The 17,588-nt window shown below is 41.7% G+C and carries 12 protein-coding genes and 1 tRNA gene; 11 read left to right on the plus strand and 2 right to left on the minus strand.

Features of this window, described 5'->3' with window-relative positions; translation table 11 throughout:
• Positions 1-2: 2 nt before the first annotated feature.
• The 3 genes from DESOR_RS06610 to DESOR_RS06620 are packed head-to-tail and all read left to right on the plus strand — an operon-like array spanning position 3 to position 2,921.
• A complete protein-coding gene (locus DESOR_RS06610) occupies positions 3-914 on the plus strand; it encodes an ABC transporter permease (RefSeq protein ID WP_014183832.1) in 912 nt (303 codons plus the stop codon).
• Entirely contained in the window at positions 886-1,950 is a 1,065-nt protein-coding gene (locus tag DESOR_RS06615) for an ABC transporter ATP-binding protein (protein ID WP_158309014.1), read from the plus strand. The genes DESOR_RS06610 and DESOR_RS06615 overlap by 29 nt, the downstream gene beginning before the upstream one ends.
• A complete protein-coding gene (locus DESOR_RS06620) occupies positions 1,947-2,921 on the plus strand; it encodes an ABC transporter ATP-binding protein (RefSeq protein WP_014183834.1) in 975 nt (324 codons plus the stop codon). Before DESOR_RS06615 ends, DESOR_RS06620 begins: the two co-directional genes overlap by 4 nt.
• A gap of 572 nt (positions 2,922-3,493) precedes the next feature.
• Here the strand turns inward: DESOR_RS06620 and DESOR_RS06625 are convergent.
• The gene (locus DESOR_RS06625; RefSeq protein ID WP_427854230.1) at positions 3,494-3,904 is read right to left on the minus strand and encodes a hypothetical protein; all 411 of its coding nucleotides are present in this window, start codon (positions 3,902-3,904) and stop codon (positions 3,494-3,496) included.
• An 869-nt stretch (positions 3,905-4,773) separates the two neighbouring features.
• Positions 4,774-4,860 (minus strand) — tRNA-Leu (locus DESOR_RS06635).
• A 245-nt stretch (positions 4,861-5,105) separates the two neighbouring features.
• Here DESOR_RS06635 and DESOR_RS06640 point away from each other — a divergent pair.
• From DESOR_RS06640 to preA, 8 genes are all read left to right on the plus strand, one after another.
• A complete protein-coding gene (locus DESOR_RS06640; protein WP_014183836.1) occupies positions 5,106-5,381 on the plus strand; it encodes a DUF1294 domain-containing protein in 276 nt (91 codons plus the stop codon).
• A gap of 137 nt (positions 5,382-5,518) precedes the next feature.
• Positions 5,519-7,288, plus strand: a complete 1,770-nt coding sequence (locus DESOR_RS06645) for a sigma-54 interaction domain-containing protein (RefSeq protein WP_014183837.1) — start codon at positions 5,519-5,521, stop codon at positions 7,286-7,288.
• 282 nt (positions 7,289-7,570) lie between these two features.
• On the plus strand, positions 7,571-9,931 hold the full coding sequence (xdhA, locus tag DESOR_RS06650; protein WP_014183838.1) for a xanthine dehydrogenase molybdenum-binding subunit XdhA: 2,361 nt from the start codon (positions 7,571-7,573) through the stop codon (positions 9,929-9,931).
• A gap of 14 nt (positions 9,932-9,945) precedes the next feature.
• Positions 9,946-10,827, plus strand: a complete 882-nt coding sequence (gene xdhB / locus DESOR_RS06655; protein WP_014183839.1) for a xanthine dehydrogenase FAD-binding subunit XdhB — start codon at positions 9,946-9,948, stop codon at positions 10,825-10,827.
• Positions 10,802-11,326, plus strand: coding sequence for a xanthine dehydrogenase subunit XdhC (gene xdhC / locus DESOR_RS06660; protein ID WP_042330893.1), 525 nt, complete (start codon positions 10,802-10,804; stop codon positions 11,324-11,326). Before xdhB ends, xdhC begins: the two co-directional genes overlap by 26 nt.
• Before the next feature lie 42 nt (positions 11,327-11,368).
• On the plus strand, positions 11,369-14,434 hold the full coding sequence (ygfK, locus tag DESOR_RS06665) for a putative selenate reductase subunit YgfK (protein WP_014183841.1): 3,066 nt from the start codon (positions 11,369-11,371) through the stop codon (positions 14,432-14,434).
• Positions 14,435-14,862: 428 nt separating this feature from the next.
• Positions 14,863-16,212: a nucleobase:cation symporter-2 family protein gene (locus DESOR_RS06670; RefSeq protein WP_014183842.1), complete on the plus strand. Its 1,350-nt coding sequence runs from the start codon at positions 14,863-14,865 to the stop codon at positions 16,210-16,212.
• A gap of 80 nt (positions 16,213-16,292) precedes the next feature.
• Entirely contained in the window at positions 16,293-17,498 is a 1,206-nt protein-coding gene (preA, locus tag DESOR_RS06675) for an NAD-dependent dihydropyrimidine dehydrogenase subunit PreA (RefSeq protein WP_014183843.1), read from the plus strand.
• Positions 17,499-17,588 lie beyond the last annotated feature (90 nt).

Genomic DNA, 17,588 nt, shown 5'->3' on the forward strand with positions numbered 1-17,588 from the left:
TCTTGAGTATACCTGTTGATTCTTTTTCTCCGCTGCAGCATGGTTTTAAGGCCGAGGCAATAAATCGGCCTAGTACAACTTTATGGCAAGATGCCTGGCGTCGTTTCCGTAAGAATCCTTTAGCCATGGGGGGACTAGCGGTACTTACCTTAATTATTCTTTTTGCGATTTTCGGGCCCTTCTTTTCTCATTTCGATTATAAAACCAATAATTTAATGGCTACTAACCAATATCCTGATTGGATACACCCTTTTGGCACAGACGAATTAGGTCGGGATATTCTAACCAGGGCGATGTTTGGTGCCCGCATATCCTTATTGATTGGTTTTGGATCAGTAGCTATAAACTTGACAATCGGAATTTTTTACGGCGGTATATCCGGTTATATTGGTGGTTGGCTTGATAATTTGATGCAGAGGATCATTGATACCATTTATAGCATTCCGGATTTACTTTATGTTATTTTGTTAATGGTTACTTTTGGCTCCGGTTTACGGAATATCTTTATTGTTTTAGGGCTAGTTAACTGGGTGCCAATGGCTCGTATAGTTAGGGGACAGATTTTGGCTCTCCGGGAACAGGAATTTGTTTTGGCAGCGCGAACTTTAGGCGCTAGTACGCCAAGAATCTTGATAAAACATTTACTCCCCAATAGCATAGGGCAAATAATCATTGTCTCGGCATTACAAATCCCGGCGGCTATCTTTATGGAATCCTTTCTAAGTTTTATTGGTTTAGGCGTCCAAGCACCATTGGTTAGCCTGGGCTCTATGGCCTCTGATGGGAGAATGAATATTCCTTCTTACCCTTATTCTCTAATCTTTCCGGCAGCCATGATTGCTCTCTTAATGTTGGCCTTTAACTTTGTTGGAGATGGGCTGAGAGATGCCTTTGACCCGAAAATGCGTAAGTAAGGGGGAGAAAAACGTGCAGCATTTACAACATTTATTAGAAGTGGATAACCTAAGTACCTCTTTCTTCACTTATGCTGGGGAGGTTAGAGCAGTATCCGGAGTGAGCTTCCATGTTGATGAAGGAGAGGCTTTAGGCATCGTCGGTGAATCAGGCTGCGGAAAATCTGTCACTGTTCAATCCGTGATGCGTCTTATTCCCAATCCTCCGGGTAAGATAGTTGGTGGGCAAATTCGTTTTTTGGGGCAAGATTTAGTTAAACTTTCTGAGAAACAAATGACAGAAATCCGGGGAAAATCCATGGGAATGATTTTTCAGGATCCCATGACTTCCTTGAACCCAGTTTTAACGATTGGACGACAAATGACAGAAGTTCTGCAACGGCATGAAGGCATTGGGAAACAGGAAGCTATGGAACGGGCAGAAAAATATTTAGAGATGGTTGGAATTCCTAATGCCAAGCGGCGCTTAAAACAATATCCACATGAATTTTCCGGGGGAATGCGGCAACGTGTTATGATTGCATTGGCTTTGTTATGTAATCCTAAATTATTAATTGCTGACGAACCGACGACGGCATTAGACGTTACAATTCAAGCCCAGATCCTAGAATTAATGAAAGATTTAAAACAGAAAATTAATACTTCAATCATATTAATTACTCATGATCTTGGTGTGGTAGCCGGTCTTTGTTCCCGGATAATCGTGATGTATGGGGGTAAGATTGTCGAAAGTGGTACAGTTCATGATATTTTTAAATCTCCACAACACCCTTATACCTGGGGATTGTTAAAAAGTGTACCACGTTTAGATGATCAGAGCCGTACCAAGCTCTTACCAATTAACGGGACACCGCCTGATTTATTACAACCTCCGGTAGGATGCGGTTTTACGGCTCGCTGTTCTTATGCAATGAAAATTTGCGCCGAAAAGCCGCCAGAAGTTACCGAAATATGTCCCGGTCATCAAGCGGCTTGCTGGCTCCTGCATCATCAGGCACCTAAGAATGCCTTTTCCGCAAAGGGGGGAGTGGAATGAAAAATGAAGTGATTTTAGAGGTTGAGAATCTAGTAAAACACTTCCCCCTTGAAGCGGGTTTCTTTTCTAGCAATCAAAAAAAGGTTCATGCAGTAAACGGAATCTCTTTTCAATTAAATAAAGGGGAAACCCTAGGAGTAGTTGGAGAAAGTGGCTGCGGTAAATCGACAGCTGGTCGGACGATTATCCGTTTATATGAACCTACATCCGGGGTTATTAAGTATCAAGGAAAGAATATCCTTGACTATAACGCCAGAGAAATGCTTGCTGTGCGCCGGGATATTCAAATGATTTTCCAAGATCCCTATGCTTCTCTGAACCCCCGAATGACTGTTGGTGATATTATCGGTGAGGCTCTGGATATTCATCATTTGGCTCGCGGACAAAAGAGAACCGATCGTATCTACGAATTATTGGAGACAGTAGGACTTAATCCTGAGCACGCTAATCGTTTTCCTCATGAGTTTTCCGGCGGGCAGCGTCAGCGCATAGGGATAGCCCGATCACTATCGGTTAATCCAAAATTGATTATTTGTGATGAGCCGATATCTGCCTTAGACGTATCTATTCAAGCGCAGATTGTTAATATGTTGGAAGAGCTTCAGGAAAAGCTTGGTTTAACCTATTTGTTCATAGCCCACGATCTTTCTATGGTTAAGCATATCTCTCATCGAATTGCTGTAATGTATTTGGGCCGAATTGTTGAATTGACTGACAGCTTTACCCTTTATGAAAAACCTCTACATCCCTATACTCAGGCCCTATTATCGGCTATTCCCATACCAGATCCTGATATTGAAGCAACGCGCCAGCATCAAGTACTGAAGGGAACTGTACCGAGCCCAATTGATCCCCCTTCAGGATGTTATTTCCGAACACGCTGTCCAAAGGCGAAAGAAGTTTGTTCACTAAGTACTCCTGAATTGATTGAACGAGGTAACAATCATTTAGTCGCTTGCCATTGTGTTTAATTGTAGCATCGAAGTTATGGCACCAGGTAATTAGGCCCTCCATTTTTGGAGGGCCTTTGACCAATTTGAGTGAAGAAGAACAGTTTGAAGAAATTCTTAGTATTGAAGAAATAGACAGAATAAAAGACCCAGAGCTTAAAAATATTAGATCAAAATATTTCAAACTATTGCATCAAGCTTTTTAAGATGTAGAAGGGAGAGCTGCCAGGCTCTCCTTACCTCGTTTATTTACATAATATTAACCTGATACTAATACCATCCATAGGGATATGATGGGTAATAGCGAGGTCTCGATCTAGCAGTTCCTAAGAGGAGAATGGGAATGAGAAGCATAAGATCAACTCCTTCTACATAAAATAGTCCACATTGGAAAGCTCAGCAAATTCTATTTTCCATAAAGGAAGAGTGACTCAAACTCCCCCCCTTTATCGAAAGGAGTGATGCAATGGACACAACTACAATACATACTATGCTCAGCTGTCCCATAAGTTTACAAGTTTAGGGCTCCTATCACTTAGGTGGGGGCTATTTATTTTGGGGTATGCCCTAATATTTACCAACTAATTTGGGTGTTAATACCCCTTATAATAGATTAATTTTAACAGATAAGCTATTGCAGCTATCCCGAATCCTGCAGTCTTTGTTATATCGCCTATAATTAAAAGTTTACTCCCCTTGATCAATATAGGGAAGTTTTTTGATTTTGTCGGTGATTGCTGTGATTTCAATTCTATAAAGCGAATAATGGCAACATGTGTGAATAGTATACTTGCCAATAAGAATAGCCAGCTAGCTAATGCGATACTCATTGTGGATTTTTCTTCTTCAGGCTTAACTGTTAAGAGTTTTTCTGTAAGGAGTGATTGCTCTGCTTTGAAATTCGAAATAAAGGCCAATATAGTACCCAAAAGGAAGAGGAAGTCTCCCGTTCTTTCTTCGTAGATTAATGTCAAATCAAGATCTTCTTTTGGCAAAGTCGTCACATCCTATTGTTATATATATTAATAGAATATGACAAGCAAATATAATTTGTCCCCAACTTCTTTGGGTTACGGTGGCTCACTTTTTGCCAAAGATCAGAATCTATATCAAGGCCAACTTTGCAAGCCAGCTTGAAGCGGGTTCCTGCGACCTCCCCGGGGCTTGTCCTGTTATCAGTGAGAGAAATTTGAGCATAAAAAAGACGACGGCAATTAGCCGACGCTTTGTCACACATCCCGGGACATAGACATATAGTGTAGTGGGGGGATCATAAAGGTTATTGGTTGTTGTATCGATGATTTTTATATCTCGTTTTTCTGTCAGTTCGCCGCTGAAGGAAGCAGAAGCCCGGTGTTGTGGTAGCACCGGGTTTTTGTTGTCACTCTTGCCCATGCTAGGACATATAGTATAGTAGGTCGTAGAGGTGATTGGTGGTTGTATCAATGACCCTAATATCCTGTTTAAACAGCCCTCCGGTGTGGTCGAGCCGGGGGGCCGCCTTTTCTGATGGCTTATTGGCTCTCTTTTTTATTTATCCGCATATTGAGTTCGAGGATTGACTCGATTTGTCTGACCGACTCAAGCAATCTTTTTGCTAGTTTCACGTACTCAGGAGGTTTCAGCCATGTTTTACGACAGAAAAAATGACCTCAGTTCTCTAAATGTAAAGGCCATTTTAATGGTTATAATCTGGTCTTAATTAGTTAAGTAAGAATGCCTTTATAAAATGGTATTTTTGGGGTGTAATTTTCGTCCCCAATCTGTCCCCAACCCTATTTTAGAACTGGTTGTACGACTATCTATGCCTTAATGAATTATAAGAGTAAAAAGAAAAAACCCTTGAATATCAAGGGTTTCAGCTTCTTCATTATGGTGCGGTCGAGAGGACTTGAACCTCCATGCCCTTGCGAGCACTAGAACCTGAATCTAGCGCGTCTGCCAGTTCCGCCACGACCGCTTGCGTTGAAGGAATATCTTTCACGCGTTTTATCATAACATAAGGCAATATACTTGTCTAGTGCAAAACTGTTTTTTTTGGATTCTGTTAAAATAAATTAAGACTAGAAAGTCATATTGCTGCGAAATAAGTTATGATACAATATCAAATTAGATACAATAACGAAAAAACTCCTACATTGTTAGGGGTTTTTATTTGAGCAGATTTGGCTGAAGATAATATTTAAGAAAGAAGGAGAGAGGATATTGAATTGGTGGTTTCTTTGGGGGGCTTACTTTCTCTGGAATAGTTATGTTTTTGTTGCTATGTGGAGAGATAAACGCCGGGCTAAATTACATCGTTGGAGGATTCCTGAAACTAGGCTGCTTATCATGGGTGCGGCTTTTGGAGGAGTCGGACTGTATGCAGGAATGAAGTGTTTTCGTCATAAAACAGCGCATTTAAAGTTTGTTATTGGTGCTCCATTGCTAATTGTGGTCAATCTCGCGATGATTGGCTTTTTTTACTATTTTACTATATGATTTTATGACATTTTATCAAAATGATAATCATAAAAGGAAATTTATCATTTTGAAACGAATTATATATGTGATAAAAGCCTTTTTGTGTCATATTAACGTTGTTAATGAGAAATAATAGCATTATTGGGGGTAAATAAATGGGTGAACTTATGACCGTTAAAGATTATGCCCAACAAATTGCGGAAGCAATTGCGACGGTTGTGAAAATCGATGTTGAGATAGCGGATCATAATTTGATGCGTATTGCAGGAACGGGGAGGTATCACAAAGGAGTCGGACAATCTATGGATCGGCAGGGATATGTCTATCAGGAAGTTTTGCGTACCGGACATCAATTTGTTATAGAAACGCCTGGTATTCATCCGCTTTGTGCCCCTTGTAAGGCACGAGGGAATTGTTCAGAGAAATATGAAGTGGTTTCACCGATCAATGTCGATGATAAAGCTGTCGGAGCGATAGGGCTCATCTGCTTCACTGAGGCTCAGGCCAAACTGATTCAAGAAAACCAACACTCTTATCTAATTTTCTTAACTAAAATGGCCGAAACTATAGCCTTGAAAATGAAAGAGCAAGAGTTTTTGGCTGGCCTGGTTTCCGCAAACCACTATCTCAATTCAATTATTGATTGTCTGGAAGAAGGATTAATTACAGTTGATCTCGAGGGAAATGTTCTGCACTACAATCAAGCAGCGAAACGCATGTTTAGCGGTAATTTGCTGACGCCGAAGAGCCAGTTGAAGAGTTTGTTTTCAGCCCAGATTGTATCGGATATTCTTGGTGTAGGAAATAATATTGACGAAGTTATTGAACGGGAAGTTCATATAGAGACCAAGAAAAATCGGGTGCAGATGGTTTTGAGAGCATTGCCCATTGACAGTGCCGAGGGGGTAAAAAGCATTGGTATAACTCTGCGTCCTATTGATGAAATTGGCAGAATTGTTCACCGTCTCTCCCTGCAAGATGCAGGATATACCATAGATGACTTTTTGGGAGTGAGCGACACTATACACCAAGTTCGGGAACGGGCTAAGGAGGTTGCTGTAAGTAAATCAACAGTTTTAATTCGTGGAGAAAGTGGGACTGGTAAAGAAATGTTGGCCCGATCTATTCACAATCTAAGCTCTAGACAACAAGGTATGTTTGTGGCAATTAATTGTACGGCAATCCCCGAAACTTTATTGGAAAGTGAGCTCTTTGGTTATGAAGAAGGGGCTTTTACCGGAGCTCGTAAAGGAGGTAAGATTGGAAAATTTGAATTAGCCAATAAAGGAACTCTATTTCTCGATGAAATCGGCGATATGCCGCTGTTTTTACAGGCGAAAATTTTACGGGTCTTACAAGAGCGCCAGATTGAACGAGTTGGCGGAATGGCTCCTATTCCTGTTGATGTTCGAGTTATTGCCGCCACTCATAGAAATCTCGAAGAAATGATGGCTAAAGGAGAGTTCCGTGAGGATCTCTACTATAGGATTAATGTCATTCCTATCGATATTAAACCGCTGCGGGAACGAAAAGAAGACTTACAGGTTCTCTGTGAACACTTTATTAAGGACTATAACAGGCAGTTAAATAAGGATGTTCAATTTATGACAGAAGGGTTTCGCAAAAAGCTCTATGACTATACATGGCCAGGAAATGTTCGCGAACTCCAAAACATTGTGGAATTTGCAATGAACTTAGCCAAGGATTCAACTTTGACAGAAGATTACCTGTCTCCTAGACTGAAAACGATTGAAATACAGACAAATCTTAATGAGTTTAACCTTGAAAAAGTTGAGCGTGAGACAATACTGCGCTGCTACCAGACCTTTGGTACCGGAGTACAAGGAAAAGAAAAAGCAGCAAAGGCTTTAGGAATTGGAATAGCTACACTCTATCGTAAACTCGCACGTTATAATATCGAATAATATTATCAGAGTGATAATAATTTATTGAATTGATAAATGATTTATCGTTTTAATAAAAAGAGGAATATGGTGATCTAACAGGCTTAGATATAAATAAACTTATCGAAATGATAAGTTTATTCTTTAGAATTTGTAATAAAGTCGGGGTTTTATCCTATTTTTCGACACTTTGGCTTATTGGCATGAATATTGCACGGTTAAATTATGAAAAGGATTTAACTCTCAATGTTGCCACCGGGACTTTGAGAGGTTCAATAAATGTAAAGGATGGGAGGAAACAAAATGGCTTATACAGTTGTTGGAAAAAGCGTTAGAAGAGTCGATGCTATAGCTAAAGTAACAGGCAAGGCCAAATATACAGATGATTTTTCTGAACGTAACATGTTAGTTGGTAAAATTTTGCATAGTCCATATGCCCATGCAATTGTCAAATCTATTGATGTAAGCAAGGCAAAAGCTTTACCGGGAGTAGAAGCTGTACTGACCTACAAAGATTTGCCGGATATCCGTTATGCCACGGCTCTGCCGGGAGTCATCGAAGCAATTGCCACGGATGATGTCGATGTTGCGGAGTTGAAATACGGAACAGCGGGCCATCCCTTTTCTCTGGATGAAAGTCATCGGGACAAAGAAGATCGTCGCATATTAACCCAAAAGGCGCGCTTTGTCGGAGATAATATTGCAGCGGTGGTGGCGACGGATGCTCTGATTGCTGCAAAAGCTCTTAAATTAATTGAAGTTGAATATGAATTGTTAGAACCCTTGACAAGTCCTGAGGCTGCCCTAAAAGAAGGTGCACCCTTAATTCATGATGATAGTGAACGCAATATTTTGTCTTCCAATGGATATGAAATAGGGAATTTCGAAGAAGCTGTCAAAGAAGCTGATCGGGTATTTGAAGGGGAGTACGAAACAAGTATCGTACAGCATTGCCACATGGAGAATCAAGTTTCTCATGCCTATGTGGATTCCGATCGTAGAATAGTGATTATGAGTTCCACTCAGATCCCCCATATTGTTCGCAGGATTGTTGCTCAATCTTTAGGGATTTCCTGGGGAAGGGTACGTGTCATCAAGCCTTATGTTGGAGGTGGGTTTGGTAACAAGCAGGATGTTTGTATTGAGCCTTTGAATGCGGCTATGACGTTAGCCGTGGGCGGACGCCCTGTAAGATTGGAGCTTTCTCGGGAAGAAGCTATGATTGACACCCGAACTCGACATGCTTTTAAGTTTAAAATTAAGACAGGAATTAATAATGACGGCAAAATGGTTGCCATTCATATTTCGGCTATTTCCAATACAGGGGCCTATGCTTCCCATGGACATTCCATCGCAGGCAGTGCGGGAGGTAAATTCCGCTACCTTTATCCAACCAAAGCATTGAAATATGATCCTATCACTGTCTACACCAATTTGCCTGTTGCAGGAGCAATGCGGGGATATGGGACACCGCAGATCTTTTTTGCTTTTGAATCACATATTGAAGACATAGCTAAAAAGCTAAATATGGACCCTGTTGAACTTCGCAAGAAAAACCTCGTTGAGGTTGGTTATGTAGACCCGGCTAGTAAAAATAAAATTATGAGCTGCGGCATTCGGGAATGTATCGAAAAAGGTAAAGAACTTATTAATTGGGATGTTAAGAAGTCTCTGTACAAGGAACAGAGCGGAGACAAGCGCCGGGGTTTAGGTATGGCTTGTTTCAGCTATGCCTCGGGAACCTATCCCGTAGCCTTGGAGCTTGCCGGAGCGCGGATTGTTATGAACCAAGACGGCTCAGTGCAGCTGCAGCTTGGTGCCACAGAAATTGGCCAGGGCAGTGATACGGTCTTTGCCCAGATGGTGTCTGAGATTCTGGGCATTCCTATGTACATGGTTCATGTAATATCCACTCAAGATACGGACATTACTCCTTTTGATACCGGATCCTATGCTTCGCGGCAAACCTATGTCTCCGGAATGGCGGTTGAAAAAGCTGCCTTAGAAGTTAAAAAGAAAGTTCTGGAAGTTGCTCATAAATTGACAGATTTACCTGCCCATGTATTAGATCTTCGGGATCAGTACGTTGTCATGAAAGAGTCCGGAGAACAAGTAATTGCCCTGGAGATTGTTGCCATGCAGTCTTTCTACGATAGGGTCAACGCTCAGCCAATAACCAGTGATGTATCTAATAATGCACGAATCAATGCTATTCCCTTTGGAGTTACTTTTGCGGAAGTGGAAGTGGATATTAAAACCGGAAAAATCAAGATTATCGAGATTTACAACGTCCATGATTCCGGTAAAATTGTTAACCCGCTTTTAGCGGAAGGGCAAGTCCACGGCGGAGTTAGCATGGGAATTGGCTATGCCTTGTCGGAACAGTTGCTGTTTGATGAGGCGACAGGTAAACCTCTTAACAATAATTTATTGGATTATAAACTTCCGACAATCATGGATACTCCCGATATTGGTGCTGCTTTTGTGGAAAAAGAAGATCCGACGGGACCCTTTGGTGTGAAGTCTCTTGGCGAGCCTCCCATTGTTTCTCCTGCTCCGGCGATTCGTAATGCAGTATTAGACGCCACGAATGTAGCCTTTAATCGGATACCGATGAATCCGCAGCGGGTTTTTGAAAAGTTTAAAGAAACGGGATTAATCTAGAAGGCGGTGATGAGATGTACGACATTAAAGGATATTATGATGCTGAAACGGTAAGTGAGGCTGCAGCACTCCTGGCAGAAAAACCACAGTTGAAATTGATTGCCGGCGGAACAGATGTGCTGATCAAAATGCACGGAGGACAGTGGGAAGGTGTTGAGCTCCTAAGCCTGCGTAAAATTAAGTCTATGGAAGAAATCCGTATAGAGGATGATGGGACCATTATTATTGGTGCTATGGCTACATTCTCCAAGATCTATCACAATCCTATTCTTAAAGAAGAGATTCCTATCATAACAGAAGCAGCAGTTTCGATGGGAGGACCACAAATTAGGAATATGGCAACTATCGGAGGAAATGTTTGTAACGGAGTGACTTCTGCTGATAGCGCTTCTTCTTTGTTCGCTCTTAACGCTCAATTAAAGTTAGTCAGTAAGAGTGGGGAACGTATTGTTCCTATCCGTGAATTCTATCTTGGACCCGGTAAAGTTGCACTGAATTCAGGGGAGATTCTCACTGAGCTGCGTATTGCCCGGGAAGATTATCAAGGATTTGGCGGGCAGTATATCAAGTTTGCTATGCGGGAAGCCATGGACATTGCCACACTTGGAGTTGCAGTGGTTTGCAAAGTGCAAAACAAATACTTCGAGGAAGTTAGAATAGGTCTTGGAGTTGCAGGACCGACGCCCTTACGATGTCTTGAGGCGGAAGAGTTTGCCCGAGGTAAGGAAATATCTTCGGAAACCTTGGCTGAAATTGGTAAATTGGCAATTAAATCTACGAAGGCGCGAACCTCATGGCGTGCTTCGAAAGAGTATAGAGAGCATTTGGTGGAGGAACTTACTCAAAGAGCTTTGAGAGTTGCCGTTGTCAATGCAGGAGGTGTGGAAGTTGTATAAACGAATAGCCTTTACAGTGAATGGAAAAGCCTATGATTTTGAGGTGGATGTTCGAGAGTCTCTGTTGGAGGTTTTAAGAGAACGCCTGGGTTTGACGGGTGCTAAACAAGGGTGTGGAGTTGGCGAGTGCGGTGCTTGCAGCGTGCTTATTGACGGAGTTCCTCACGACTCGTGTATCTATTTGGCGGTTTGGGCAGATGGGAAGGTGATTAGAACCATTGAGGGAGTTGCTGCCAATAACGGGGAACTTTCCGATGTTCAAAAAGCTTTTGTAGAAGAAGGGGCGGTACAGTGTGGTTTCTGTACCCCGGGTTTAGTTCTGACGACCACTGCCTTGAAGGAGGGTGGCAAAGACTACAACCGTGAAGAATTAAAACGTGAACTCTCTGGGCACCTGTGTCGTTGTACCGGATATCAAGGCATCTTAAAAGCTGCGGAGAAATCCTTGGAAGGGCATGTTTGTACTTGTGTTGATAGTCCTCATTATAAAGGAAAGTAAGCGATTTAAATAAACGGAAAAGAATTGAGGTATGGTACGAAAATGATGAGCGATAAAATGATTCAAATCCCCTTTCCGAAATTAGTAACCTGGATGTTAGAGGAGTACAAAAAAACTAAAACTATTTTTGGTGTATCTGAAGCGAAATTTTTTAAAAAAAATAATAGCGATATACAACTTTTTGGAGAAACCATGGAAACCCCGGTGGGTCCTGCAGCTGGGCCTCACACCCAGCTTGCTCAAAATATCATTGCTTCCTATTTAAGCGGCAGTCGTTTCTTTGAGTTGAAATCCGTGCAAATTATGGATGAGCTAGAAATTGCTAAGCCTTGTATTCTGGCAGAAGATGAATGTTATAACACCGAATGGTCAACGGAGCTTCCTATAATGGGTGCTTTTGATGAGTATGTGAAAGCCTGGTTTGCCCTTCATATATTGCAAAAAGAACTGTTTGGCCAAAGTGAACGGCGTTTCATGTTCAATATGAGTGTTGGCTATGATTTGAAAGGTATTCAATCTCCGAAAGTCGACCGCTTCATTGAAGGTTTGAAAGATGCTTCTAAAACTGCAATTTTTAAGGAGTGTCAGGCGTCCTTGCTTGAAAGTATTGATAAATTCAAAAATGTTGACAAAGCGTATATCGAACAGATTTCTCCTAATATCTGTACTTCTATTACTTTGTCAACCATGCACGGCTGCCCGCCAGTGGAGATTGAAGCTATAATAAAATACCTAATCAGCGAAAAGAAAATTCATACCTTTGTAAAGATGAATCCTACTCTTTTGGGATATGAATACGTACGTAATACTTTTGATAAGATGGGTTACAACTATATTCAGCTCAGGGAAGAATCCTTTACTCATGACTTACAATTTGCTGATGGGGTTGAAATGTTAAAACGTCTCAAAGTTTTCGCAAAGGAAAGGCAAAAAGACTTTGGTGTTAAACTATCAAATACTTTGCCTGTTAAGATTGGAAAATCTGAACTTCCTGGTGAAGAAATGTATATGTCAGGCAGATCTCTCTATCCCTTGACTATTAACTTAGCCTATAAGTTAGCGTCTGAGTTTAATGGGGATCTAAAAATTTCTTATTCAGGCGGAGCGGATGCCTTTAATATTGATCGGATTTATGAGATTGGGATTCAGCCCATCACTGTGGCAACCACCTTATTAAAACCAGGCGGCTATATGCGTTTTAAACAGATGGCTGATATTTTGGATCCGCTGATGGATAATAAGGAGTCTGCTAAGCTGGATATGGAAAAGCTGAAAGCTCTTGCTGAAAGTGCTTTTGCTGATGCCAACCATCGCAAAGAAAAACAAGATTTAATTAGTCGAAAAACTGAACTTAAGCTCCCGGTCCTGGATTGTTTTATGGCCCCCTGTACTGTTGGTTGTCCTATTGAACAGGATGTTCCAGAATATCTGCGTTTAGTAGGCGAAAAACGTTATGAAGAAGCCTTTGATGTTATTGTTTCAAAAAACCCATTCCCTTTTATTACCGGAACTATTTGTACTCATAACTGTATGACCAAGTGTACACGTTTGGATTATGATGAGTCTGTTCATATACGCGGTCAAAAGTTAGTAGCTGCTGAAAAAGGCTATGAGGCTTATATGCAAAAACTTCTAACTATTAAGCCTGAATCCTCGGGAAAGGTGGCTGTTATTGGCGCTGGTCCTTCCGGGCTAGCTGCGGCGTATTTCCTTGCTAAAGGTGGCATGGAGGTCACTGTCTTTGATAAGCGGGAAAAAGCCGGCGGTACTGTCGAATTTATCATTCCGGATTTCCGGATTTCTCGTGAAGCAATCAGCAAGGACATTAAACTTATTGAAAAAATGGGTGTAAAATTTGAATTTGGAATAGATCCTGACTTTTCCATCGCTGATTATAAAGCGAAAGGGTTTAAGTACGTTTATGTAGCTATCGGCGCAGGGAAGACCAATACCCTTTCTATTCAAGGGGATACAGATCGGGTCATGGGTGCAATTCCCTTCTTGGAAGCATTTAATGCAGACAAAGATGCCATAAATCTGGGCCGCAATGTTGCTGTGGTAGGCGGAGGAAATTCTGCCATGGATGCCGCTCGGGCAGCTCTGCGAGTGAAGGGTGTAGAAAATGTCTATATCGTTTATCGAAGAACCAAGGACTATATGCCTGCTGATCACGAAGAGCTAATGTTCGCTGAAGAAGATGGCGTTGTCTTTAAGGAACTCCTTGCGCCTGTTTCTCTGAGTCAGGGTATTTTAAAGTGCCAGAAGATGGAGTTAGGACAACCGGATGCATCAGGACGCAGAAGGCCGGTTACTGTGGAGGGCGTCTTTGAGGAATTGCCGGTTGATACGGTGTTATCGGCCATCGGGGAACTGATTGATTATGATGTCTTAAAACGTAATGGAATAGAGGCGGGGGAAAAAGGCGAAATTATCGTCAATCCAGAGACCTTGGAAACAAAAGTTGATAACGTATATATTGGTGGGGATGCTCTTGTTGGACCCTGGACGGTTGTTGGAGCTGCAAAGCATGGAACCATGGCTGCGAAAGCAATCCTGGAAAAAGAAAAGCTTGAATTTAAACAAGAGTATGTTAACGATATTTCCTTTGCTGGAGATAAACAATTGATCGAGATCGCTGATAAAAAAGCGGTTATGAAGCCTGTCGCTGATAACGAGATGGAATCCGGCAGATGTTTGGAATGCAACAAGGTGTGCAATATTTGTGCTGAAGTGTGTCCTAACCGTGCCAATTTAATGATTCCGGTCAACGTCAAAGGCTTCGCTAATGTGAATCAGATACTGCACGTGGATGGGATGTGCAATGTCTGCGGAAACTGCGGTACCTTCTGTCCTTATTCCAGTGAACCCTATAAAGTGAAATTGACGCTTTTCTGGACAGAAAAGGATTTTATGGACAGCCCTAACGTAGGTTTCTATTTCTTGGGTGAAGCTTCTGAAGGAGAATTTATGCTGCGTTGGGATGACAAAATATCCAAAGTGAAGTTTGATGAATCCGGCAATACCAATGAGTCTGTTGATGAGAAGATTGCTGCCTTTATATGGACTGTCTACAAAGACTACGAGTACCTGTATAAAGTGCTGAACTAATGCGCATATTGAGAGAGGTCGAACTATCTGGTTTGGCCTCTCTCTGATGAAGGGTAATAGGTAGCAATTTTCCAATCATTCTTATCATTACAATAATAATGCTTATCAAAATGATAGGGATGTACATAATGTTATCCAACGCGATGAAATCTAGGTTAATGATTTTGAAGCATTGTTGATTTCTGTTTGAATTTATCAAAAAGATAATTAATAACATGAAAAATGATGCTAAACATCGTGAATTAGGCTTCTTGAGTTCATTTTGTCGAGTTGGCACGAATTTTGCTAATATACCTAGGTATAGGCGAATTTAATTTTATTATTAAAAAAAAGGCGCCTAATATGCTTTGTTATCCCTGAGGAGGTGACCAATAGTTTTAAGGTTTAATTACAGAATTACCGCACGAAAATAAGGAGGACAGTTCATCATGGCAAATACCCAAAATGGAGTTGCAGCAGTTGACGAAATGCTGCCTGCCGGAAAACTTTTTTTGTACGGATTACAGCACGTGCTTGCAATGTACGCCGGAGCGGTTGCAGTACCTTTGATTATTGCAGCGGCAGCAGGTTTAACTCAAACACAAACAGCCTTTCTTATTAATGCAGACCTGTTTACTTGTGGTATTGCAACGTTACTGCAAACTTTAGGAATTTGGAAAATCGGTATTAAAATTCCTGTTATTCAAGGTGTCACCTTTGCCGCGGTAACCCCTATGGTCATCATGGCTCAGGAGGGTGGCATGACCCTTATCTTTGGCTCGGTTATTGTCGCTGGACTTTTTACGTTCTTAGCAGCACCGTTCTTCAGCAAATTAATACGCTTCTTCCCGCCCGTTGTTACAGGCAGCATTATTACCATCATTGGTATCTCCCTCTTACCGGTGGGTATTAACTGGGCTGGTGGTGGTGTAGGAAACAAGGCATTTGGCTCATTGACCTTTATTTTCATTGCGGCAGTGGTACTTGTTACTATTCTCCTCCTCAATAAGCTGTTCACAGGTTTTATTTCCCACATTGCTGTTTTACTAGGGTTAATTGTCGGTCTTATTGTGGCCATACCTTTTGGACTTGTGGATTTTTCAGGCGTTTCTGCTGCTCCATGGTTAGGTATCGATATACCTTTTCACTTCGGAGTTCCTAAGTTTGATATTGGTTCAATTATCGCCATGATTCTTGTTATGCTGGTTGTCATGGTAGAATCAACGGGAGATTTCCTGGCCATTGGTGAAATCGTCGGCAAAAAAATCGGCGAAGAAGAACTTACAGCTGGTTTAAGGGCTGATGGATTAGCAACAGCTCTCGGTGGTATTCTCAACGCCTTCCCCTATACCGCATTTGCACAGAATGTAGGCTTGGTTGGTTTAACAGGTGTGAGAAGCCGCTTTGTGGTTGCAGTTTCCGGTGTTATCTTAGTCGTCATGGGTTTATTCCCGAAATTAGCTACAATTATTGCCTCCTTACCTAACGCAGTCCTTGGAGGTGCCGGTATCGCTATGTTCGGCATTGTAGCAGGCAGTGGGATCAAAACCCTTGCAAAGGTGGATTTTGATCGCAATGTTAATAATATTTTTATCGTTGCCATAAGCATTGGTATTGGTTTAATCCCAACTTTAGTTCCAACATTCTTCCAAAATTTCCCCTCATGGAGTCAAACCATTATGCATAGTGGTATTACCTTAGGCTCAATTACGGCGATTATCCTTAATGCTTTCTTTAACGGAAGCAAAGGAGCGGGAAATTTAGACGAACTTAAAGCAAACGCCGGTATGCGTGAGTAATAGTTAAAAAGGGAGAGAGCCTTTTTCTCTCCCTTTTCCATATTTTAAACAAAATCAGTGTATCAAAGGGGCTTTAGAAAATGACAGTCGATTTATCCGTTGATTATTGCGGTATAAAACATGAGAACCCCTTTATTTTAGCTCCTTCCCCCAGCACAGACAATCTGGACTTTTTAATTAAAGCTTTTGAAGCAGGTTGGGCAGGGGCGGTTTTAAAGACTGTTGCGGTTGATTCTAGAATTGTCAGCAGAGTATTTCCTATGGTAACTCGCGTTGAACAAGAGGCGGCCTTTATCGGCCTCCAAAACATTGACCTTGTCTCCGAACATTCCGTAGAAATTGTTGAAAAAAATGTTAGAGTTCTTAAAGAGCGTTTTCCCCATAAAATTGTAGTCCCTAGTATAATGGCTTTCAGCAAAGAAGACTGGCAAGCCTTAGCTAAACGTTTTGTCGATGCGGGTGCGGATATAATTGAATGCAGCATTTGGCATCCTCATGGAACGGAATGGACGCTTTGTACTCAGGTCAATGAACCTGTGGGCACCGAAAAAATCGCCGGTTGGGTAAAAGAGGCTGCAGGGGATGTTCCGGTGGTAATAAAACTATCCGCCTTGGATTCGGACATTATTGCCACAGCTGAAGCGGTTGAGCGCAGCGGCGCTGACGGAGTCAGCGCAATTAATACCATAAAAAGTATTACGGGTGTAAACTTGGATACCTTGATTCCTTATCCTAACATTGCCGGTCTTTCCACATATGGAGGACTTTCCGGACCTGCCTTAAAGCCAATAGCATTACGATGTACAGCAGAGATTGCCCAAAAGGTTAATCTTGATATTGCGGCAAGCGGTGGGATCACCAGTTGGAAAGATGGGGCGGAATTTCTTCTCTTAGGGGCTAGTACCCTGCAAATATGCACATCTGTTTTGCGGTTCGGTTTAGGTATTATTGACGAACTTAAACAGGGTTTAGCCAGTTGGATGGAGGACAAGGGCTTTCAGAATTTAACGGATTTTATCGGTAAATCACTGCCCTATTTAGTAGAACATTCTCGGCTTCCCAGGGGTATTCAAGTCGTTTCACATATTAATAAAGAGGTATGCAATGGTTGTGGAGTTTGCTTCACTGCTTGCCGTACGGGCGGACATGAAGCGATTCTTTTAGCGGAAGGATTTCCGAAGGTTGAAGCAAGTAAGTGCATAGGATGTGGAATTTGCCATGCTATGTGTTTTTTAAAAGCGATTACTTTAATCCGACCAGGTGGTGAACCAAAACCTGCATCATAATGAACGGTGATTAGTCGGATATTATTATACGATCGGTCCTTAATGTTCCGAAAATATGGTTATTTCATGTAAAACCAAATAGAGAGGATG

Origin of the sequence: Desulfosporosinus orientis DSM 765 (genome assembly GCF_000235605.1) — a bacterium.
Lineage (GTDB): Bacteria > Bacillota > Desulfitobacteriia > Desulfitobacteriales > Desulfitobacteriaceae > Desulfosporosinus > Desulfosporosinus orientis.

What these genes read in the sequence shown, in the direction of transcription:
- DESOR_RS06670 (WP_014183842.1), top strand. Translation starts at nt 14,863, where the DNA reads ATGGCAAATACCCAAAATGGAGTTGCAGCAGTTGACGAAATGCTGCCT.
- DESOR_RS06620 (WP_014183834.1), top strand. Translation starts at nt 1,947, where the DNA reads ATGAAAAATGAAGTGATTTTAGAGGTTGAGAATCTAGTAAAACACTTC.
- xdhB (WP_014183839.1), top strand. Translation starts at nt 9,946, where the DNA reads ATGTACGACATTAAAGGATATTATGATGCTGAAACGGTAAGTGAGGCT.
- xdhC (WP_042330893.1), top strand. Translation starts at nt 10,802, where the DNA reads ATGCAGGAGGTGTGGAAGTTGTATAAACGAATAGCCTTTACAGTGAAT.
- preA (WP_014183843.1), top strand. Translation starts at nt 16,293, where the DNA reads ATGACAGTCGATTTATCCGTTGATTATTGCGGTATAAAACATGAGAAC.
- ygfK (WP_014183841.1), top strand. Translation starts at nt 11,369, where the DNA reads ATGATGAGCGATAAAATGATTCAAATCCCCTTTCCGAAATTAGTAACC.
- xdhA (WP_014183838.1), top strand. Translation starts at nt 7,571, where the DNA reads ATGGCTTATACAGTTGTTGGAAAAAGCGTTAGAAGAGTCGATGCTATA.
- DESOR_RS06645 (WP_014183837.1), top strand. Translation starts at nt 5,519, where the DNA reads ATGGGTGAACTTATGACCGTTAAAGATTATGCCCAACAAATTGCGGAA.
- DESOR_RS06615 (WP_158309014.1), top strand. Translation starts at nt 886, where the DNA reads ATGCCTTTGACCCGAAAATGCGTAAGTAAGGGGGAGAAAAACGTGCAG.